A 16,537-nucleotide genomic window follows, 5' to 3' on the forward strand; every position below is an offset into this window, starting at 1 on the left:
GATGGGAAGACCAAAGCGGGACAAGCGTTACTTGCGTTTGGAAAACGCAGAAGGCGCGCCCATCGGCGCGCCTTCTGATGTTGCCGTTCCTTCAGGATTAGAAGCTGAAGTTCATCTGCAGTGTGACCGTTCGTACCGCGGCGGAACTGCCGCCAGGGCCGAACGAGCTGAGTGATGTGGACCGTCCGAAGAGGTTCTTCGAAGGATCCGCGTTGTAGCTCGACAGGGAACCGTTAGGCGTTGAATACGGCACGTAGTTGAAGAGGTTCTGGATCTGCGCGCCGATGTTCACGGTGTACTTGTTGCGGGAGCTGATGCCGCCGCCGAAGCCGCCACCGGGACCACCGCCGCCAGGACCGCCGCGTCCACCACCACCGCCGCCAGGGCCACCGGGAGGCGGTCCGCCTGCGGGCGGTCCGCCGGGACCACCCTGACCAGCGGCATTGGGTGCCCCGGACTTCTTGCCGAAGCCGAAGACCTTCACGATGCGCAGGTTACCCTGCACGTTCGCAGGACCAGTGCAGTAGCCGGGAGTGACGCGGTTGGCTGCCGTAACCGAGATCGTGAAGTCAGTCGCCGTCTTGCAGTTACCGGAGACGCCATTCGCGAAGCCCGCACGGTCATTGAACTGGGTATCGCCATTCACATCGGTGCCGGTGGTGATGTTGTAAAAGTTGCCTGAGTTCACCGAGAGGAAAGGACTCAGGTTAATGCCGTATTTCGCCTGGATGTTACCGAAGAGGAAGACGCGATGACGCTGCGCGAAGAGCGAGCGGCCGTAGTCCGTCTTAGGATTCAGGCTGTCCGTCGGGAAGCTGTTCGCACCGTTCGCATTCGAGTTCGCGTACTGCAGGCTGTAGAAGCCGAAGAGCGAAAGACGGCTTGAAACCTGTGTACGGAAGTTGGCGATGAACTGGTTCTGCCGGAAGACGCCGCCCGACTGGTACTGGTAGATGTAGTTGTTGCCGCTTGGGATCGAACGCGACAAGTACTGATGATTGCCGATGCTGTTGATGTAGTTGAAGGAGATCGTCGTGCGTTTGCCCACCTGCTGGTCCAGACCGATGGTGGTCTGCATGGTGTACGCGCTGCGCAGACCAGCGCCGAGTTGGTAGGTGGTTTGCGACGCTGACGTGCTGCTGCCGCATGCCGCGATGTTCGTCGGGCTGCAGTTCTGCAGGGTACCGGTCGGGGTTGCAGCGCGGTAGATCTGAGTCACCTGGTTAATGCCATTCTGCCGTAGCGTCTGGATGCTGTCGGCGACATCGAAGCGATCGTAGAAGATGCCCCAGCCCGCACGGAGGACGGTCAGCGGATTGCCCGTCTTACGAGGGATGCCGTAAGAGAGGGAAAAGCGTGGCGCAAAGTCGGCGTTGCTGTGGATCTTATTCTGCGTCTCGTACCGGATGCCGTAGCTAAGCGACAAGTTCGGCTTGATGCGCCAATCGTCTTCCGCATACAGGCCAAGGTCGGCAATGCTTTGCTCTGCCTTGGGATTGCTGATGGTCGTGACGCGATATTGGAACGGATTGTTGCTTACGTAGTTCGCGGCGCTCTGATAGACAAACGAGCCATTAGATCCTGCGGTGGAGAAGAGCGCCTCGCGGTTGATCCGGAGACGCCCACCAATGCGGATGAAGTTCTTCTGCAGCGCGATGGATGTGTAGTTCTGCAACTCGAAGTGATCCATGGTGCTGCTTTGCGTACCGGCTGCCGAGCCGCCGCTGGCGAAGTAGCCGGTCAGCGTCAGCGTCGGTGCGGTGCTCAGCGGATTCTGCGTATTGTTCTGACGCTCAATCGCCATGCGGGTTTCATTGATGATCTTCGAATTGAAGATCTGGGTGTCACTGATCTGCAACTGGCTCTCACGCTGACCGGTGTTGTACCCCGTGGTGTTCAACGAGGTCGAACCGAGGCCGGCGTTGGTCTGCGTGTTGTGCTCGAACTGGTACCGCACCGTAAGTGTATTGGTCGCGCTCAACGCCAGATCGATGCGTGGCGTGATCTGGTACCGCGTCTGCGGGTGGAAGGTCGCGCGGGCAGTATCAGGATATGGATTCAATGCGCATGCCAGGTTGCCGGGCGCGCACAGAACGCCGGGTGTCGCAGGATTACTGATAATCTGGCCGGCGAAGATGCTGTTGTCCTGAATGTCGCGGTAGTTGCCGCCCACGGAGTAGGAACTGCTCTTTGTAAGTGGACCGGTCAAGGATCCAAGAAAGAAGATGCGGTGATAGTCGGGCTGCTGGTTGCTCGACCCGAGGAACGGGCTTGAGGTATTGAACTGCTTGGTGTTGCCCTGCAAGCTCATCTGGCCGTGAATCTTGTCGGTGCCCGGCTTGGTGAAGACTTCCACACGACCGAAGCCTTGCTTATCGAACTGTGCCGAGAACGGATTCTGGTTCACGCGGATTTCGCGGATCGACGACTTTGGCGGGAGAGTGCCGCCGGTGAAGCCGTCAACGTAGATCTGCCCGCCACTGGGACCGGCCGTAGGGCCGGCGAGCGCGGATAGCTGGTCGGCCAGTTCGTCTGGATCGTCTGAGAGTGCTTCCAGATCCTTATCCTTGATGACGACCGAGCTGCCGTTGGCATCGGCATCGACGGACACCTTGGTGTTCTCGGTCGTGACATTGATCTCGGTGTTTTCTGACTGGACCGCAAGGCCGGCGTTGATCGCCAGCGGCGCTGTCGTCACACGCACACCCTGACGGACGAATGAGGCGAAGCCGGGCATGGAGACGGTGAGCGCGTAGGTACCGGTGGGGACGTTGCGGAAGCTGTAGCCGCCGTCAGCACCAGAGGTAACGGTAAGTGCGGAGCCGCTGGCAGGTGTCAGCGTCACCGTAGCGCCCGGGATCGCAGCCTGGTCCGGATCAAGCACAAAGCCGGATACGGTGCCGGCGGCCGTTGCCTGTGCCCACGCCGAGGGCGCATGCAGTGTCGTCACGCACGCGGCGATCGGCAGGGCAGTCATCATGACCGACCGCGCGAAAAGAGATAGGGACTTGTTCATCTGTGACCTCAAAGTGTTCGGAACCGCGGCCAAAGCCAACCGGCGCACGAACAGAAGACCGTGTTTCCACCCTACCGAAAGTCACAGAGTGTAAAGGTTTGTAACGAACGCCAAATTCGGGCGTACTTGAGTGACAAACTATGGCTGTAAGCGGGGGCGTCGACGGCTGTGGCACCGGATCTGGAAAGCGTTCTATTGGTCGATGACGACCTGGAGTTGTGCACCATGCTGGAGAGCTACCTGTCTCGGCATGGATGGAAGGTCACGTCCACGCACAATGGGCAGGACGGCATTCGAGCCGCGCAATCGCTATCGCCCAGCCTGATCATTCTGGACGGCATGCTGCCGGACATGGACGGCTTTGACGTGCTGCGCCGGATTCGCGCTACGGATAATGTGCCCGTGTTGCTGCTGACCGCGCGCGGCGAAGAGATCGATCGCATCGTTGGCCTGGAGATGGGCGCTGACGACTATCTTGGCAAGCCCTTCAACCCGAGGGAACTGCTGGCGCGGATGCGTGCCATCCATCGTCGTGCTGCGCCACGCGAGGATGCCGATACCATCGCACCCGACTTTGTTACGAACGAGGCCAGGCGCGAGATCAGCTTTCGGGGGCAGGTGATTATCCTCACGGACATTGAATACCGCTTGCTGGCGACCCTGTTGCGCGGCGGTGCGGAGGTGGTAGACCGTGAAGACCTGACGCGGCAGGCCTTCGATCGCGAATCGCGACCGTTTGATCGCAGTCTGGATATGCATGTCTCGCGCCTGCGGCGAAAACTGGATCAGTTGGAAGGATTCAAGGGTACTGTAAAGTCCATACGCAATAGTGGTTACCTGCTGGTGCAGGATGAAGAAGCAGGAGGCGCGCGGGCATGAAGACATTCTTCCTACAGTTGTTCCTGTCGTTCTGGCTCGCGGCGCTGGGCATCCTCATCGGTTCGACGCTCTTGTTTCCTGGATCGAATCCCGGGCCTGCAGATAACTTTCGCGCGGCCGGCCAGGCCAGTAGCCGACGCATCGTCGACGACTCACTGCGCGAGTTTGCAGAAGATGGGTGCACGGGCCTGACGCAGTCCGAGGGCTCCTTCATTGTGCTGCGCACAGATGGCACGCCGCTGTGCAACGAGAAGCTGAGCGCGGAAGAGCAGCGCCTGATCAAGCGCACGCTTGGTGACTTGCACGGCTGGGGGTTGAATGCTCGCGCGGGTGAGTCGTGGATCCAGATGCATCCGGTCACCAGCACGGACGGTCGCCACTGGCTGCTCTTTGGACGTACGAAGTATGTACACGGCCTCGGCATCCCACCACTGCCGCGCAATGCGCTGCCTGCATCCATCATCGTCACGTTCGTTCTGGCATTGATCCTGACGCGACCGGTGCGCCGGCTGTCGGCTGCGTTCCGGGCATTCGCTGCAGGCGATCTCTCCGTACGCCTGCCGGTCGCGCGTAACTGGTGGAGCAGTGTTGGTGGCGCGGATATCCGCGAGCTGATGCTGGACTTTAATCACATGGCCGAGCGCGTCAATGAACTAATCGAAGCACAGAAGGTTCTTGTTCGCGACATTTCGCATGAGCTACGGTCGCCGCTGGCCCGGTTACGGCTGGCGCTCGAGATGACACGCGAAGAGAGTGAGCAGCCGCTGCCATCACTGGACCGCATGGAGGCGGAGGCCGAGCGTGTGAATGAACTCATCGGCCAGATGCTGACGCTGTCACTCATGGAAAGCACACCGCAGTCTGCGTTGAAGGAGACTGTATCTGCCGAGGAGATCGTGCGCTCGCTGCTGCCGAACATGGAGTTTGAAGCTGCGGGCCGCGGCTGCAATATTCTCTTCCATTCGCGCGGCCCGGTGCCGCAGACGTCTGGCAATCGTGAGCTCCTGCGGCGGGCGCTGGAGAACGTCATCCGCAATGCCATCCGTTTCACAGAGATTGGCACGACGGTTGAGGTCGAGGTTTACGCGGAACAGCACGCAGTGCTCATTGGACCTGCCGTACACGTCATCGTCAGTGACCGTGGACCGGGCGTGCCGGAGCAGAATCTGGCGATGATCTTCCGCGCCTTCTACCGCACGGACTCCGCACGGCGCGATGCTACGGGCGGCTTCGGGGTTGGTCTCTCCATTGCAGAGCGTGCCGTGGCGCTGCACGGCGGCCGCATCAGCGCACACAACCGGAATGGTGGTGGGTTGAGCGTTGAGATACTGCTGCCGGTGGCTGTGCGAGAGAACGCCGTGCCGGAACTGGTGGGAGCGACGTCTTAGCTCCTTGGCACCCAGTTTTGCTGCGGTATGACAACGTGTTGGCAGGCGGGTATCTCGCAGGCTCCGGCTTCGTTTAGAGTGGGTCCGAAGGGTCTCGATAACGATGTCCGCAACACCATTCCCCATTCTCACGAACACCACGAAGAACCACACGCACCCGCATGAGGATTTCTCCTCTGCCGCGGGCCTCGAAGCCACGCTGCGACAGACGGTGCAGGGCGAGGTACGTTTCGACGCAGCTTCGCGTGCGCTGTATGCCACGGACGCTTCGAACTACCGGCAGGTGCCTATCGGCCTTGTAGTGCCGCGATCCATCGATGACGTCATTGCGACCATGGCTGCGTGCCACAAGTTTGGCGCGCCTGTGTTGTCTCGCGGCGGTGGTACCAGTCTCGCGGGTCAGTGCTGCAATGTGGCTGTCGTCATGGACTTCTCAAAGTACCTGCGCAATATCGTCGCGCTGGATCCTGTGACGCAGATGGCTCGTGTTGAGCCGGGGATTGTGCTGGATGCACTGCGCTTCGAGGCAGAGAAGCATGAGCTGACCTTTGCGCCCGATCCTGCAACGCACAGTCGCTGCACGCTGGGCGGCATGATCGGCAACAACTCGTGCGGCGTGCATGCCTTGATGGGCGGTAAGACCGTCGATAACATCGAGGCACTCGACATCCTGCTGTATGACGGCACGCGGATGCGCGTTGGTAAGACGAGTGAGGCTGAACTCGAAGCAATCATTGCGGCGGGCGGCCGTAAAGGACAGATCTATGCGGGGCTGAAGTCGCTTCGCGATCGCTATGCTGTGCTGGTGCGGGAGCGTTTCCCGGATATCCCTCGGCGCGTTTCAGGCTACAACCTGGATCAATTGCTGCCAGAGAATGGCTTCAACGTAGCGCGTGCGCTGGTCGGGACCGAAGGAACGTGCGTGACCATCCTCGAAGCGACGTGCGAACTCAAGCCGAGCCCGCAGCATCGCCGGCTTGTTGTGTTGGGCTTCGCCGATGCGTTCATCGCAGCAGACCACGTACCAGCAGTGCTGGAGCATAAGCCGATCGGCCTGGAGGGCTTCGATGGTCTGCTCGTCGACTTCATGCTCCGCAAGAACCTTGTTGTGGACGATGTTCGTTTGCTGCCTGCGGGCCGCGGCTTTCTGCTGTGTGAGTTCGGTGCGGACTCTGACGCGGATGTCGATGCGCAGGTCGATCGCTTTGTTGAGGACGCGGGTCGCTACGCTGAGCAGCCAGTCATCGCACGGTATACCGAGGCTGAGGCTGCGCGTGTGTGGAAGGTGCGCGAGTCCGCATTGGGCGCGAGTGTTTTCGTGCCCGGTGAGAAGAGCGGCTGGGAGGGCTGGGAAGATTCGGCTGTACCTCCGGAGAAGCTTGGTGCCTATCTGCGAGAACTCTTCGGTCTGCTGAACGCTTACGGCTACCGCACGCCGATGTATGGTCACTTCGGCCAGGGCTGCGTCCATCTCCGCATCAGCTTTGACCTGAAGACGACGGCGGGCGCTGCTAAGTATCGCGACTTCATCGACAAAGCCGCGGACATCGTGTTGAAGTATGGCGGATCGTTCTCCGGTGAGCATGGGGATGGGCAGTCGCGCGCGTGCCTGCTGCCGAAGATGTTTGGGCCGGAGCTGATGTCTGCGTTCGTAGAGTTCAAAGCGCTCTGGGATCCGACGAACCGGATGAATCCCGGTAAGCTGATCGATCCCATTGCGGTCTACGATGCGATTGAGAATCTGCGCATTGGACCCGGTTATGCGCCTACACCCGCGAAGACCTGGTTTCAATATCCGAATGACAATGGGATGTTTGCCGAGGCGACAGAGCGTTGCGTTGGCGTTGGTGCGTGTCGCCGTCAGGACCATGGCACCATGTGTCCGAGCTACATGGCTACGCGGGAAGAGAAGCACAGCACACGTGGCCGCGCACGCCTGCTGTGGGAGATGATGCAGGGCGACACCATCCCCGGTAAGTGGGATAACGAAGAGATCCATGAAGCGCTTGACCTCTGTCTTTCTTGCAAGGCATGCAAGACAGAGTGCCCGGTCAACGTCGACATGGCGACCTGGAAGGCAGAGTTTCTCGCGCATCACTACGAGCACAAGAGACATCCGGTGTATCACTACGCCTTTGGCTACATGGACAAGCTCGCGCATGCAGCGTCTGTTGCGCCTTCACTTGCAAATCTGCCGATGAAGTTCGCTCCGTTGGCATCGCTGGCTAAGTCTGCATTGGGTATCGCGCCGCAGCGCACGCTGCCTGCATTTGCTGCGAAGAACTTCCGCGACACGTATCAAAGCACACATGGATGGCGGCCGCAGTCTAAGCGTGCAGATGTTTTGCTGTGGGCAGATACATGGAATAACTACTTCCATCCGCAGGCTCTACATGCTGCGGCGGATGTTTTGGGAACTGCCGGCTATAACATCCAGGTGCCGAAGCGGCATGTATGTTGCGGACGGCCGTTGTATGACTTTGGATTTTTGGATGAAGCCAAGCGATACCTGCGGAATATCCTCACGATGTTTGCAGCGGAGATTGATGCGGGCATGCCGGTGGTGATGCTTGAACCGAGTTGTGCGACTGTCTTTCGTGATGAGTTGATCAACTTCTTTCCGCATGATGAGCGGGCGCAGAAGCTGGCCCGACAGACCATTATGTTGAGTGAAGCGCTGGCTAACAGTCCGCAGCCGTATGTCCCGCCAGACCTGGCAGGACGTCGCATCGTCGTTCATGGTCACTGCCATCAGAAGACGCAGATGACCATGAAGGATGAGATGAAACTGTTATATGCCACGGGGGCCGCGGTGGAGCTTCTGGACTCAGGATGCTGCGGTATGGCCGGTCCGTTTGGCTTTGAGAAAGACAAGTTCGACGTGTCGCAAACGCTGGCTGAGCGCGTGTTGATGCCTGCGGTGCGCGCGGCTGCGAGTGAGGACATCATCGTCACGAACGGCTTTAGCTGCCGCGAGCAGATTAGCCAGAACTCAAACCGATGTGCGGTGCACCTTTCGGAAGTGCTGGCTGGACGTCAGTGATGCGACGACGTTTTGGGGCCAGCGTTTCTGCGGGTAGTGGCAGATCGTCTGCGGGGCGCACCTTCAGGCGATAGCGGTTGTTTTCCAGCTTCTCTACGATGTTGCATGTGGTCATGGTGTAGAGGAGGCGGAAGACCATTGACTTGGGGAGACCGCATCGCCGCACGATTTCTTTCAGCGGAATTACGTCTGATCCGTCGTGGAACGCAGAGAGTATCTGCGATGCGTGTACGACGGACTTCACGAGGTAGGGGTCGCGATGCGGATGCTCTGTTGCTGCGGTGAAGTGTCCCTGCAGCACTGCGTCTGCTGTCACGTCTGGCGAGCTAAGCATTGTGTCCATCGGTCTTCCTTACGCTGGTTAATTCTGGCGGCGTGCGATGCCATGTTTGCCCGAGCGCCGAGGAGTTTAAGTCTGGGGGAGGGAAAAGTGCAAGATACTTTTTTTTGCTTAATTCCGCAGGCTGTGAGACGTCTCAACCCCTATAAACATTGGGCGGTAAATGACGCATCCAGGCTGCTTCGGATGCCTTTTCGGAGTGAAATGAATCGATTCAGTACGTTTTGACTTTGTGTCTGCAATGCAACAAACGGCGCGGCCTGAAGCCGCGCCGTTTGTCGTGCTGAGTTGTGATGTGCCGGCTTAGGGTTTGGGAAGGCTGGCCTGGTTCCATCCGCCGCCGAGCGCCTTAATCAGGAGGACGGTGTCGGCCAGACGCCCGCGCTGGATGTCGATGTCGTTGCGCTGGTTCTGGAGGAGCGAGGTCTGCCAGGTGATGACCTGCAGGTAGGTGTCGACGCCGCCTTCGTATCGCACGTTGAAGAGATCGAGCGACTGCTGTGCGGAGGCGGTGGCACCTCGTTGCTGTTCGGCTTCGACTTCCAGCTGGTGCAGAGCGGCGAGGTTGTCTTCCACTTGCTGGAAGGCTTCGAGCGTCGTCTGCTGATAGTCGGCCACGGTGCTGTCGTAGTTGGCTCGTGCGATGTCGGTCAGCGAGCGACGGCGGCCGTGATCGTAGAGCGTCTGCGAGAGCGTGGGACCAACGGCGAAGAAGCGCGAGGGCCAGGTGAACCAGTTCACTGCGGAGGTACCTACGAATCCTGCCGCTGCCGAGATGGACAGCGTGGGATAGAAGGCTGCTTCCGCGATGCCGATCTGTTCATTGGAGGCGGCCATGCGGCGCTCGGCGGAGGCGATGTCGGGCCGGCGTTCGAGTAACTGTGACGGCAGCATGCCCGGAACGTCGGGGATGACTGGCGGAGCTACGGTGACGGGTGTGCGCGGGATGGACAGGTCGGCGGGAGCCTTGCCGATGAGTACGGCGATGGCGTGTTCGAGTTGCGCTCGCTGCACATCAACATCGGTTTCCTGTACCTGTGCGGACTGGAGCTGTACGCGTGCCTGCGAGACATCGCTGAGGGGAGCGGCGCCTCCATCGTAGCGGTCCTGTGTGAGTTGCAGTGCGCGGAGGAAGGCGCCGACGGTCTCGTGGAGCAGCTTCTTCTGTGCGTCTGCTGCTCGCAGATCGAGGTAGTCGTTCGCGAGTTCGGCGTGCAGCGAGAGACGGATGTTTTCGCGATCTGCTGCTGTGGCTTGTGCCTGGTCGCCGGCCTGCTGGATGGAGCGGCGAACGCGACCCCAGAGATCGACCTCGTAGTTCAACGAGAAGGGAAGCGACAGGTTGCCGACGCCGTTTGCGCCAGCGGCTGCGCTGTTCTGGTTGAAGTATGGCTGGTTGGACGAGTTACGTACGGTGGAGACAGCAGGTGCGACGCCGACGGTGGGAGCGCGGTTGGCGCGATAGAAGGCGACGTCCGCGGCTGCTGCGCGGTAGTTTGCTTCAGCGGCGCGGAGTGACTGGTTTGCGGGATCGACCTGTGCTTCCAGCGCGTTCAGTTGCGCATCGCCGAACATGGTCCACCAGTCACCCTTGACGAGCATGTCTGCTGGTTGTGCGACCTTCCAGCCTTCGGCGGAGAAGGTGCTTGGAGGCTGCTCTTTAAACGAAGGTGGCGTGGCTGTCGCGGCCGGGCGCACGTAGTTTGGTCCAACGCGGCAGCCTGTGACGGTCAGCGCGATGGCGCTGATACCGATGAGCGCAAGCCGTTTCATCGTGTGCCTTTCGTGTTGGTTGTGCTGACGCGAACGTGCGCACCGTCGACCAGTGAATCCGAAGGATCGAGGATGATGGCGTCGTTTGCATCGACGCCCGACACCACTTCCACCGTGTCGCCGTAGTCGTGCCCGACGTGAACGGCCTGCAGGTGCACACGGTCGTCGCGGACGATGGCGACGCGCGGTCCTTCGGCACGGAAGAGCAGCGTGTTCGAGGGGATGGTGAAGGCCGAGCCTGAGCCGGGCAAATTGAAGTGTGCGAAGACGTAGGCGCCCGGGCGCAGCTTGCCGTCTGGATTGTTCAGATCAACTTCCACGTTGAGGGTTCGCGTGGTGCGATCGATCGCATCGGCATTACGGGTGACGAAGCCGTGCATCGCCTCGCCGGGTGCGGAGTCCTGCGAGATGGTGGCCGCAGTGCCGTTATGGATGCGATTGGCGTACATCTCAGGGACAGAGGCGAAGACGCGCATGCGGTCTGTCTGTGCGAGCTGGAAGAGCGCACGTGGCGAGGCCGAGCCGGAGCCTGCGTTGATGAGGTCACCGATGTCAGTGTTACGCGAAGTGATGGTGCCGTTGAAGGGAGCGACGATCCGTTCGTAACCCTGCAGTTCCTCAAGGCGCTTTACACCAGCGCGGCTGGCGTCCGAGGCTGCCTGCGCTGCGATGTAGTTGCTCTTGGCCTGGTCGGCCTCCTGCTGCGAGACGGCGTGCTTGGCGAGCAGCGACTGCCAGCGATCGCTGGTGGTCTTGGCGAGTTGTTCGTTCGCCTCCTGCCGGTTGAGTTCGGCCCTGGATTGAAGGAGCTGCTGATCGGTCTCGGGTGTTTCGATGATGGCGAGAAGCTGGCCCTTCTTCACACGGGATCCGATATCGAAGAACCACTTGCGCAGGTAGCCGTTGGTCCGCGAGTAGATGGGCGTCTCAACGAAGGCCTGTACCGAGCCGGGGAGCACGAGTTGATCGGCCTTGGAGCCACTGACCGGATGCGTGACGGAGACAGTGGGAATGGAGTCAACTTCCGTCTTCTCGACTAGAGCGTTCTCCGTCTGGTGGCGGTGATAGATGCCATAGGCGATGGCAGCCAACACGACCAGGGCGAAGAGGATGCCGAGTGTCTTGCCGCCGCCGGGATTGTCGACATGACGTTCTGCGGGGGCGTCTTCGTGGGGCTTGACGACGTCGGTGTGGATGTTGCGCACGTCTGTGCGTGCGTCGTTGGCTGTCTCAGGATCCACGATTGGTGTCACTGTCCGTTCACTCATGCATGCACCTCTGCCAGTTGCTGCGAATTGCTGTTTGCTTCGTTTTTCTTACCGCGTTCGTGGATCAACGCAAAGACCGTGGGAACGAAGATGAGGGTCGCGATGGTTGCGCACGAGAGACCGCCGATGACGGCCCGTCCCAGTGGTGCGTTCTGTTCGCCGCCGTCGCCTGCACCGAGTGCCATGGGCACCATGCCGATGATCATGGCGATGGCCGTCATGAGCACGGGCCGGAAGCGGGTGGCACCAGCTTCAATAGCGGCGCGCAGGGCGTCACCGTGTTCCTCATATTGTTGCTTTGCGAAGGAGACGACGAGGATGCTGTTGGCCGTGGCGACGCCCATACACATGATGGCGCCCATCAGCGCGGGCACGCTCAAGCGAGTGCCTGTGAGAAAGAGGAAGAGGATGATGCCGGCGAGCGCGGCGGGAAGTGCGGTGATGATGATGAACGGATCAACCCAGCTCTGGAAGTTGACGACAATGAGCAGGTAGACGAGCACGATGGCGAAGGCGAGGCCGCCGATGAGGCCGATGTAGGATGCCTTCATCGTCTCGACCTGACCCTTGAGGGTGATGAAGGTACCGCGAGGCGCCGACTTCTGGTTGGTGTCGATGATCTTCTGAATGTCACGGCTGACTGCGCCGAGGTCACGGCCCTGCACGCTGCCGTAGATATCGACCACACGACGGATGTTGTAGTGGTTGATGACCGTGATTTCGTGGCCTCGCTGGACCTTGGCGATATCACCCAGAATTTCCGGCTGCTGGGGGGCCGCCGCTGCTGCACCTGCAGTGTTGCGATTGATGGGAATGTTCTGCAGGTCCTGCATGCTGTCCATTTTGTACTGGGGTGTCTGCGCGACCATGTTGTAGTTGACGCCATTCTTCCAGTTGAGGAAGAACATGGGCGTTACCTGGAAGCTGCCACTGAGCGTGTTGAGGAGGCTCTGCGTTACATCGCGTGAGTTGAAGCCGCCCTGCAGTGCCTTGGTGCGATCGACGTTCACCTCAAGGACAGGCCCGTCAAAGTTCTGCTGGATGCGCAGGTCGACGAGACCAGGTACGCTCCGCAGCTGCGCAAGCATCGTGTCCGCGGAGGCTTTACTGGCCTGGATGTTGTTGCCTTCGATCTGGATATCGATGGGTGCGGGGATACCGAAGTTCAGGATCTGCGTGGTGATGTCTGCCGGCAGCATGTAGAACTTGGCCTTCGGGAATTGCCGAGGCAATTCTGTGCGCAAGGTCTTCACATAGCCTGCGGTTGGATGATGGTCTTCCTTGAGCGTGACGAAGATGTCACCGTCGCCTGCGCTGATGGTGCCGTTGGTGAGGTGCTGCGTGTTCATGGAGCTATAGGGCATGCCGATGTTGTCGAGCACGCCAGACATCTCGTCAGCGGGTATGGTCTTGCGAACGTAGTCCTCAACCTGGTCAAAGAGCTTGGCGGTTTCTTCGATACGAGTGCCGGTTGGTGCGCGGACGTGCAGGACGAACTGACCGCTGTCGGTGTCGGGAAAGAAGTCCTGGCCCAGGAAGGGGATGAGTACCGCGGTGATCAGGCAGAGGCCGAGGAAGGCGGGCACGAAGAGGCTGCGTGCCGCGATGAGGCGACGCAGCAGACGATCGTAAGCCTGCCTAACCTTTTCAAATCGTGCGTTGAAGGCGCGTGTGAAGCGGGCGAAGAGGCCATTCTCATGCGAGTTGGGATCGTGCGCCTTGAGCAGGTACATGGCGAGCGTGGGCACGAGCGTACGGCTGAGGATGTAGCTGGCCAGCATGGCGAAGACGACGGCCTCCGCGAGCGGCACGAAGAGGAATCGTGAGACGCCGCTGAGGAAGAACATGGGCAGGAAGACGATGCAGATGCAGAGTGTGGAGACGAGTGCGGGAACGGAGATCTGCGCAGCGCCCTGCTCGATGGCTTCGAGGAGTGGGAAGCCGTCTTCAAGATAGCGCTCGATGTTTTCGATGGTCACGGTGGCGTCATCGACCAGGATGCCGACGGCGAGTGCGAGACCGCCGAGCGTCATGGTGTTGATGGTCTCGCCAATGAGGCCGAGGATGATGACCGAGGTGAGGATCGAGAGCGGAATGGAGATGGCGATGATGATGGTGGAGCGCCAGCTACCGAGGAAGACGAGGATCATGACAGCCGTGAGTGCGGCAGCGATGATGGCTTCGCGGATGACGCCTTCGACGGCAGCGCGTACGAAGACGCTCTGATCACCGAGCGGCGCCAGCTTCAACTGCGGTGGCAGCGTGGACTGAACGCGTGGCAAGAGCTTACGGATGCCCTTTACGACGTCGAGCGTAGACGAATTGCCATTCTTCAGGACGCTAACGAGAACGCCGCGTTTGCCGTCCTGACGTACGACGTTGGTTTGAAAGCTGAAGCCATCGGCGACGGTAGCGACGTCGCGCAGAAAGATGGTGGTGCCGTTGACCTGCTTGATGGGGACGCCGGCGAGATCGTCGAGGGTGCGCGGCGTGCCGTTGGGCCGAACGTCGTATTCGGTGGGCCCAATCTTGATGGTGCCGGAGGGGGTGACGACGTTCTGCTGCGAGAGTGCGGCGAGCAGGTCGCCGGGCGCGATGCCCTTGGCCTGCATGGCGGCCTGATCCATCGAGATGGAGACCTGACGCTGTTTGCCGCCAAAGGGTAGCGGGACGACAGAGCCGGGCACCGTGACGAGCTGTGCGCGGACGAAGTTCGTGGCGTAGTCGTTCAAGGATGCTTCCGAGAGACCTTCGCCGGAGACGCCGAGTTGCAGGATGGGCACGCTGGATGCAGAGAAGTTAATGATCTGCGGGGGCAGAATGCCTGGCGGCAATTGGCGTAGGAGATATTGCGAAGCGGCGGTGACCTGGGCGTTGGCGGTGTCGAGCGATGCCCCGGGCTGCAGGTAGACCCGGATGACCGAAAAGCCGTTGTAGCTGGTGGACTCCACGTGTTGAATGTTGTCGACGAGGGTGGTCAACGCCTTCTCATACGGCGTGGTGAGACGGCCTTCGACTTCTTCCGGGTTGAGTCCGGTGTAGGTAAAACCCACGGAAACAACGGGAATATTGATATTTGGGAAGATGTCGGTGGGAGTTCGCAGGATCATGATCGGCGCTGCGATCAGGATGAGCAGCGCCAGGACGATGAAGGTATACGGTCGTGTCAGAGCGACCTTGACGATCCACATGCGGCAATCCTTTGGCTCGCTGGAAGCGGGCCTGTATCTATCTGACTACCAGGTTGGCAAGTCGGACCGTGGTTTCTTCCGGGATTAAGTATCGGAAAAACCGATAGTATCGGATCCATGGAGCTTCGCCATCTTCGCTATTTTGTCGCCGTCGCCGAGCAGCAGAGCTTTAGCCGGGCTGCCGGGCTGTTGCACGTCTCGCAGTCGGCGATCAGCGAACAGATCGCGGATCTGGAGGAAGAGATTGGCGTGCGGCTGCTGGATCGCGGGTCTCGCAAGACGGGCCTGACAGATACGGGACGGGTGTTTCTGCAGCATGCATATCGCGTGTTGGAAGAGAGCAAAAACTCCGTGCAGGAGGCGCAGCGTGCGGAGCGCGGTGAGGTGGGGTCGCTGCGGATCGGGTTCTTTGCGGGCGGGCTGGGCGATGGATTTCCGCGGCTGATCCGGGACTTTCGTGAGAAGCATCCGCGGGTGGAGCTGTCGCTGGTGGAGATGAGTGTGTCGGAGCAGTGGCCGGCGCTGATGGAAGGCCGGCTGGACATTGCGTTTACACGCGTGCCGGAGCCGCAGTTTCGACGGGATATTCGCTACGAGATTATTCAGCATGACCCGATGCTTGCGATTCTGCCGAGGACGCATGCGCGCGCGAGTGCGAAGCGGATTGATGTGAAGGACCTGGCGACAGATCGCTTTGTGGTGTCGTCGCGCGCGACTTCGCCGTCGGTCTTCGACAAGGTGATTGAGCTTTGTTCGGAGGCGGGGTTTGCGCCGAATATTGTGAGCGTGAACACGGTGTGGAGCAGCGTGACGCTGATGGTGCAGTCGGGGGAGGGTGTGTCGCTGCTGCCGATGAATCATCAGCAGCCGAGCGCAACCGATCTGGCGTTTGTGCCGCTTAAGGCGAAGAACGCGTTTGTGGAGTTGTGCGTGTGCTGGGCTGCGAAGCGGGATCGGCAGTTGCTGCGGTCGTTTCGTGAATTGACGCGGCTGCATGTGCGTGGGAATGAGCGGCTGTAGTTACTTCACGGATTCCATCACGGGCTTGTGGGATGGATTCGCTCGTTCCAGTGCGTAGGCTTCAATGTGAGGACCTCTTTATGCCATTGAATACCGTTCGCCGTTTTTGTTTGACCGTTTTGTCTGCTGCACTGCCGTTGATGGTTGCTGCGCCAGTGGCGCATGCGCAGACGGGAATCTATTTGCAGTTCACCGGTCAGTCAAACGATTTGAACAGCAATGGCTGGTTCTATGGGCCGACGTTTGGTGTCTACCAGGACCGTCATAGCGCAGGACCGGTGCATATCGGGCTGGATTTTCGCGGGTCGATTCTGAAGCATGACAACGCACAGTTTGCCAGCGGTCTGGGCGGTCTGCGGTTGACGGTGGTGCCGCATGTGATTCCGTTCAAGATCTATGGCGAAGCGCTGGCGGGCGTGGGGATTGTGTCGAATGGCGCGAGCAATACGCATGTGCAGTACCAGGTGAATGGCGGGTTTGAGTACACGATTCTGCCGCGGATTGACTGGCGTGTGGCTGAGATTGCGTACAACGGCTACTCGGGGACGGGCACGGGGAATCCTGTGGGATTGTCGACGGGACTCGTATTCCGGCTGCCGTAACGGGCGTTGCGGGGCGT

Annotated in this window: 10 protein-coding genes; 5 read left to right on the plus strand and 5 right to left on the minus strand. The window is 60.1% G+C overall.

Features of this window, described 5'->3' with window-relative positions:
* Positions 1 to 97 precede the first annotated feature (97 nt).
* Positions 98 to 3,016, minus strand: a complete 2,919-nt coding sequence (locus tag TERRO_RS06335; RefSeq protein ID WP_014785166.1) for a TonB-dependent receptor — start codon at positions 3,014 to 3,016, stop codon at positions 98 to 100.
* A 168-nt stretch (positions 3,017 to 3,184) separates the two neighbouring features.
* Here TERRO_RS06335 and TERRO_RS06340 point away from each other — a divergent pair, with 168 nt between their 5' ends.
* The 3 genes from TERRO_RS06340 to TERRO_RS06350 all read left to right on the plus strand — a co-directional run bounded on the left by TERRO_RS06340 (position 3,185) and on the right by TERRO_RS06350 (position 8,326).
* Positions 3,185 to 3,895, plus strand: a complete 711-nt coding sequence (locus TERRO_RS06340; RefSeq protein WP_014785167.1) for a response regulator transcription factor — start codon at positions 3,185 to 3,187, stop codon at positions 3,893 to 3,895.
* Positions 3,892 to 5,283, plus strand: a complete 1,392-nt coding sequence (locus TERRO_RS06345; RefSeq protein WP_014785168.1) for a sensor histidine kinase — start codon at positions 3,892 to 3,894, stop codon at positions 5,281 to 5,283. Before TERRO_RS06340 ends, TERRO_RS06345 begins: the two co-directional genes overlap by 4 nt.
* A gap of 103 nt (positions 5,284 to 5,386) precedes the next feature.
* Positions 5,387 to 8,326 carry an FAD-binding and (Fe-S)-binding domain-containing protein gene (locus TERRO_RS06350; protein WP_014785169.1) on the plus strand — a complete coding sequence of 980 codons (2,940 nt, stop codon included), beginning with the start codon at positions 5,387 to 5,389 and terminating at the stop codon, positions 8,324 to 8,326.
* Here the strand turns inward: TERRO_RS06350 and TERRO_RS06355 are convergent.
* The 4 genes from TERRO_RS06355 to TERRO_RS06370 all read right to left on the minus strand — a co-directional run bounded on the left by TERRO_RS06355 (position 8,265) and on the right by TERRO_RS06370 (position 14,898).
* Entirely contained in the window at positions 8,265 to 8,669 is a 405-nt protein-coding gene (locus tag TERRO_RS06355; protein WP_014785170.1) for a helix-turn-helix domain-containing protein, read from the minus strand. The genes TERRO_RS06350 and TERRO_RS06355 overlap by 62 nt on opposite strands.
* A gap of 300 nt (positions 8,670 to 8,969) precedes the next feature.
* Positions 8,970 to 10,439 carry an efflux transporter outer membrane subunit gene (locus tag TERRO_RS06360; RefSeq protein ID WP_014785171.1) on the minus strand — a complete coding sequence of 490 codons (1,470 nt, stop codon included), beginning with the start codon at positions 10,437 to 10,439 and terminating at the stop codon, positions 8,970 to 8,972.
* Positions 10,436 to 11,707 carry an efflux RND transporter periplasmic adaptor subunit gene (locus tag TERRO_RS06365; RefSeq protein ID WP_014785172.1) on the minus strand — a complete coding sequence of 424 codons (1,272 nt, stop codon included), beginning with the start codon at positions 11,705 to 11,707 and terminating at the stop codon, positions 10,436 to 10,438. The genes TERRO_RS06360 and TERRO_RS06365 overlap by 4 nt, the downstream gene beginning before the upstream one ends.
* Entirely contained in the window at positions 11,704 to 14,898 is a 3,195-nt protein-coding gene (locus TERRO_RS06370) for an efflux RND transporter permease subunit (protein WP_014785173.1), read from the minus strand. The genes TERRO_RS06365 and TERRO_RS06370 overlap by 4 nt, the downstream gene beginning before the upstream one ends.
* Positions 14,899 to 15,015: 117 nt before the next feature.
* Between TERRO_RS06370 and TERRO_RS06375 the strand changes: the two genes are divergently transcribed.
* Both TERRO_RS06375 and TERRO_RS06380 read left to right on the plus strand, forming a co-directional pair.
* Positions 15,016 to 15,918, plus strand: a complete 903-nt coding sequence (locus TERRO_RS06375) for a LysR substrate-binding domain-containing protein (protein ID WP_014785174.1) — start codon at positions 15,016 to 15,018, stop codon at positions 15,916 to 15,918.
* An 80-nt stretch (positions 15,919 to 15,998) separates the two neighbouring features.
* Complete coding sequence (locus tag TERRO_RS06380) at positions 15,999 to 16,520, plus strand: hypothetical protein (RefSeq protein ID WP_014785175.1); 522 nt, start codon at positions 15,999 to 16,001, stop codon at positions 16,518 to 16,520.
* Positions 16,521 to 16,537 lie beyond the last annotated feature (17 nt).

The organism is Terriglobus roseus DSM 18391, from assembly GCF_000265425.1.
GTDB classification, from domain to species: Bacteria; Acidobacteriota; Terriglobia; order Terriglobales; family Acidobacteriaceae; genus Terriglobus; species Terriglobus roseus.

Excerpts from the sequence above, each read along its gene's own strand:
- TERRO_RS06335 (WP_014785166.1), bottom strand. The coding sequence starts at position 3,016 with ATGAACAAGTCCCTATCTCTTTTCGCGCGGTCGGTCATGATGACTGCC.
- TERRO_RS06345 (WP_014785168.1), top strand. The coding sequence starts at position 3,892 with ATGAAGACATTCTTCCTACAGTTGTTCCTGTCGTTCTGGCTCGCGGCG.
- TERRO_RS06350 (WP_014785169.1), top strand. The coding sequence starts at position 5,387 with ATGTCCGCAACACCATTCCCCATTCTCACGAACACCACGAAGAACCAC.
- TERRO_RS06355 (WP_014785170.1), bottom strand. The coding sequence starts at position 8,669 with ATGGACACAATGCTTAGCTCGCCAGACGTGACAGCAGACGCAGTGCTG.
- TERRO_RS06360 (WP_014785171.1), bottom strand. The coding sequence starts at position 10,439 with ATGAAACGGCTTGCGCTCATCGGTATCAGCGCCATCGCGCTGACCGTC.
- TERRO_RS06365 (WP_014785172.1), bottom strand. The coding sequence starts at position 11,707 with ATGAGTGAACGGACAGTGACACCAATCGTGGATCCTGAGACAGCCAAC.
- TERRO_RS06370 (WP_014785173.1), bottom strand. The coding sequence starts at position 14,898 with ATGTGGATCGTCAAGGTCGCTCTGACACGACCGTATACCTTCATCGTC.
- TERRO_RS06375 (WP_014785174.1), top strand. The coding sequence starts at position 15,016 with ATGGAGCTTCGCCATCTTCGCTATTTTGTCGCCGTCGCCGAGCAGCAG.
- TERRO_RS06380 (WP_014785175.1), top strand. The coding sequence starts at position 15,999 with ATGCCATTGAATACCGTTCGCCGTTTTTGTTTGACCGTTTTGTCTGCT.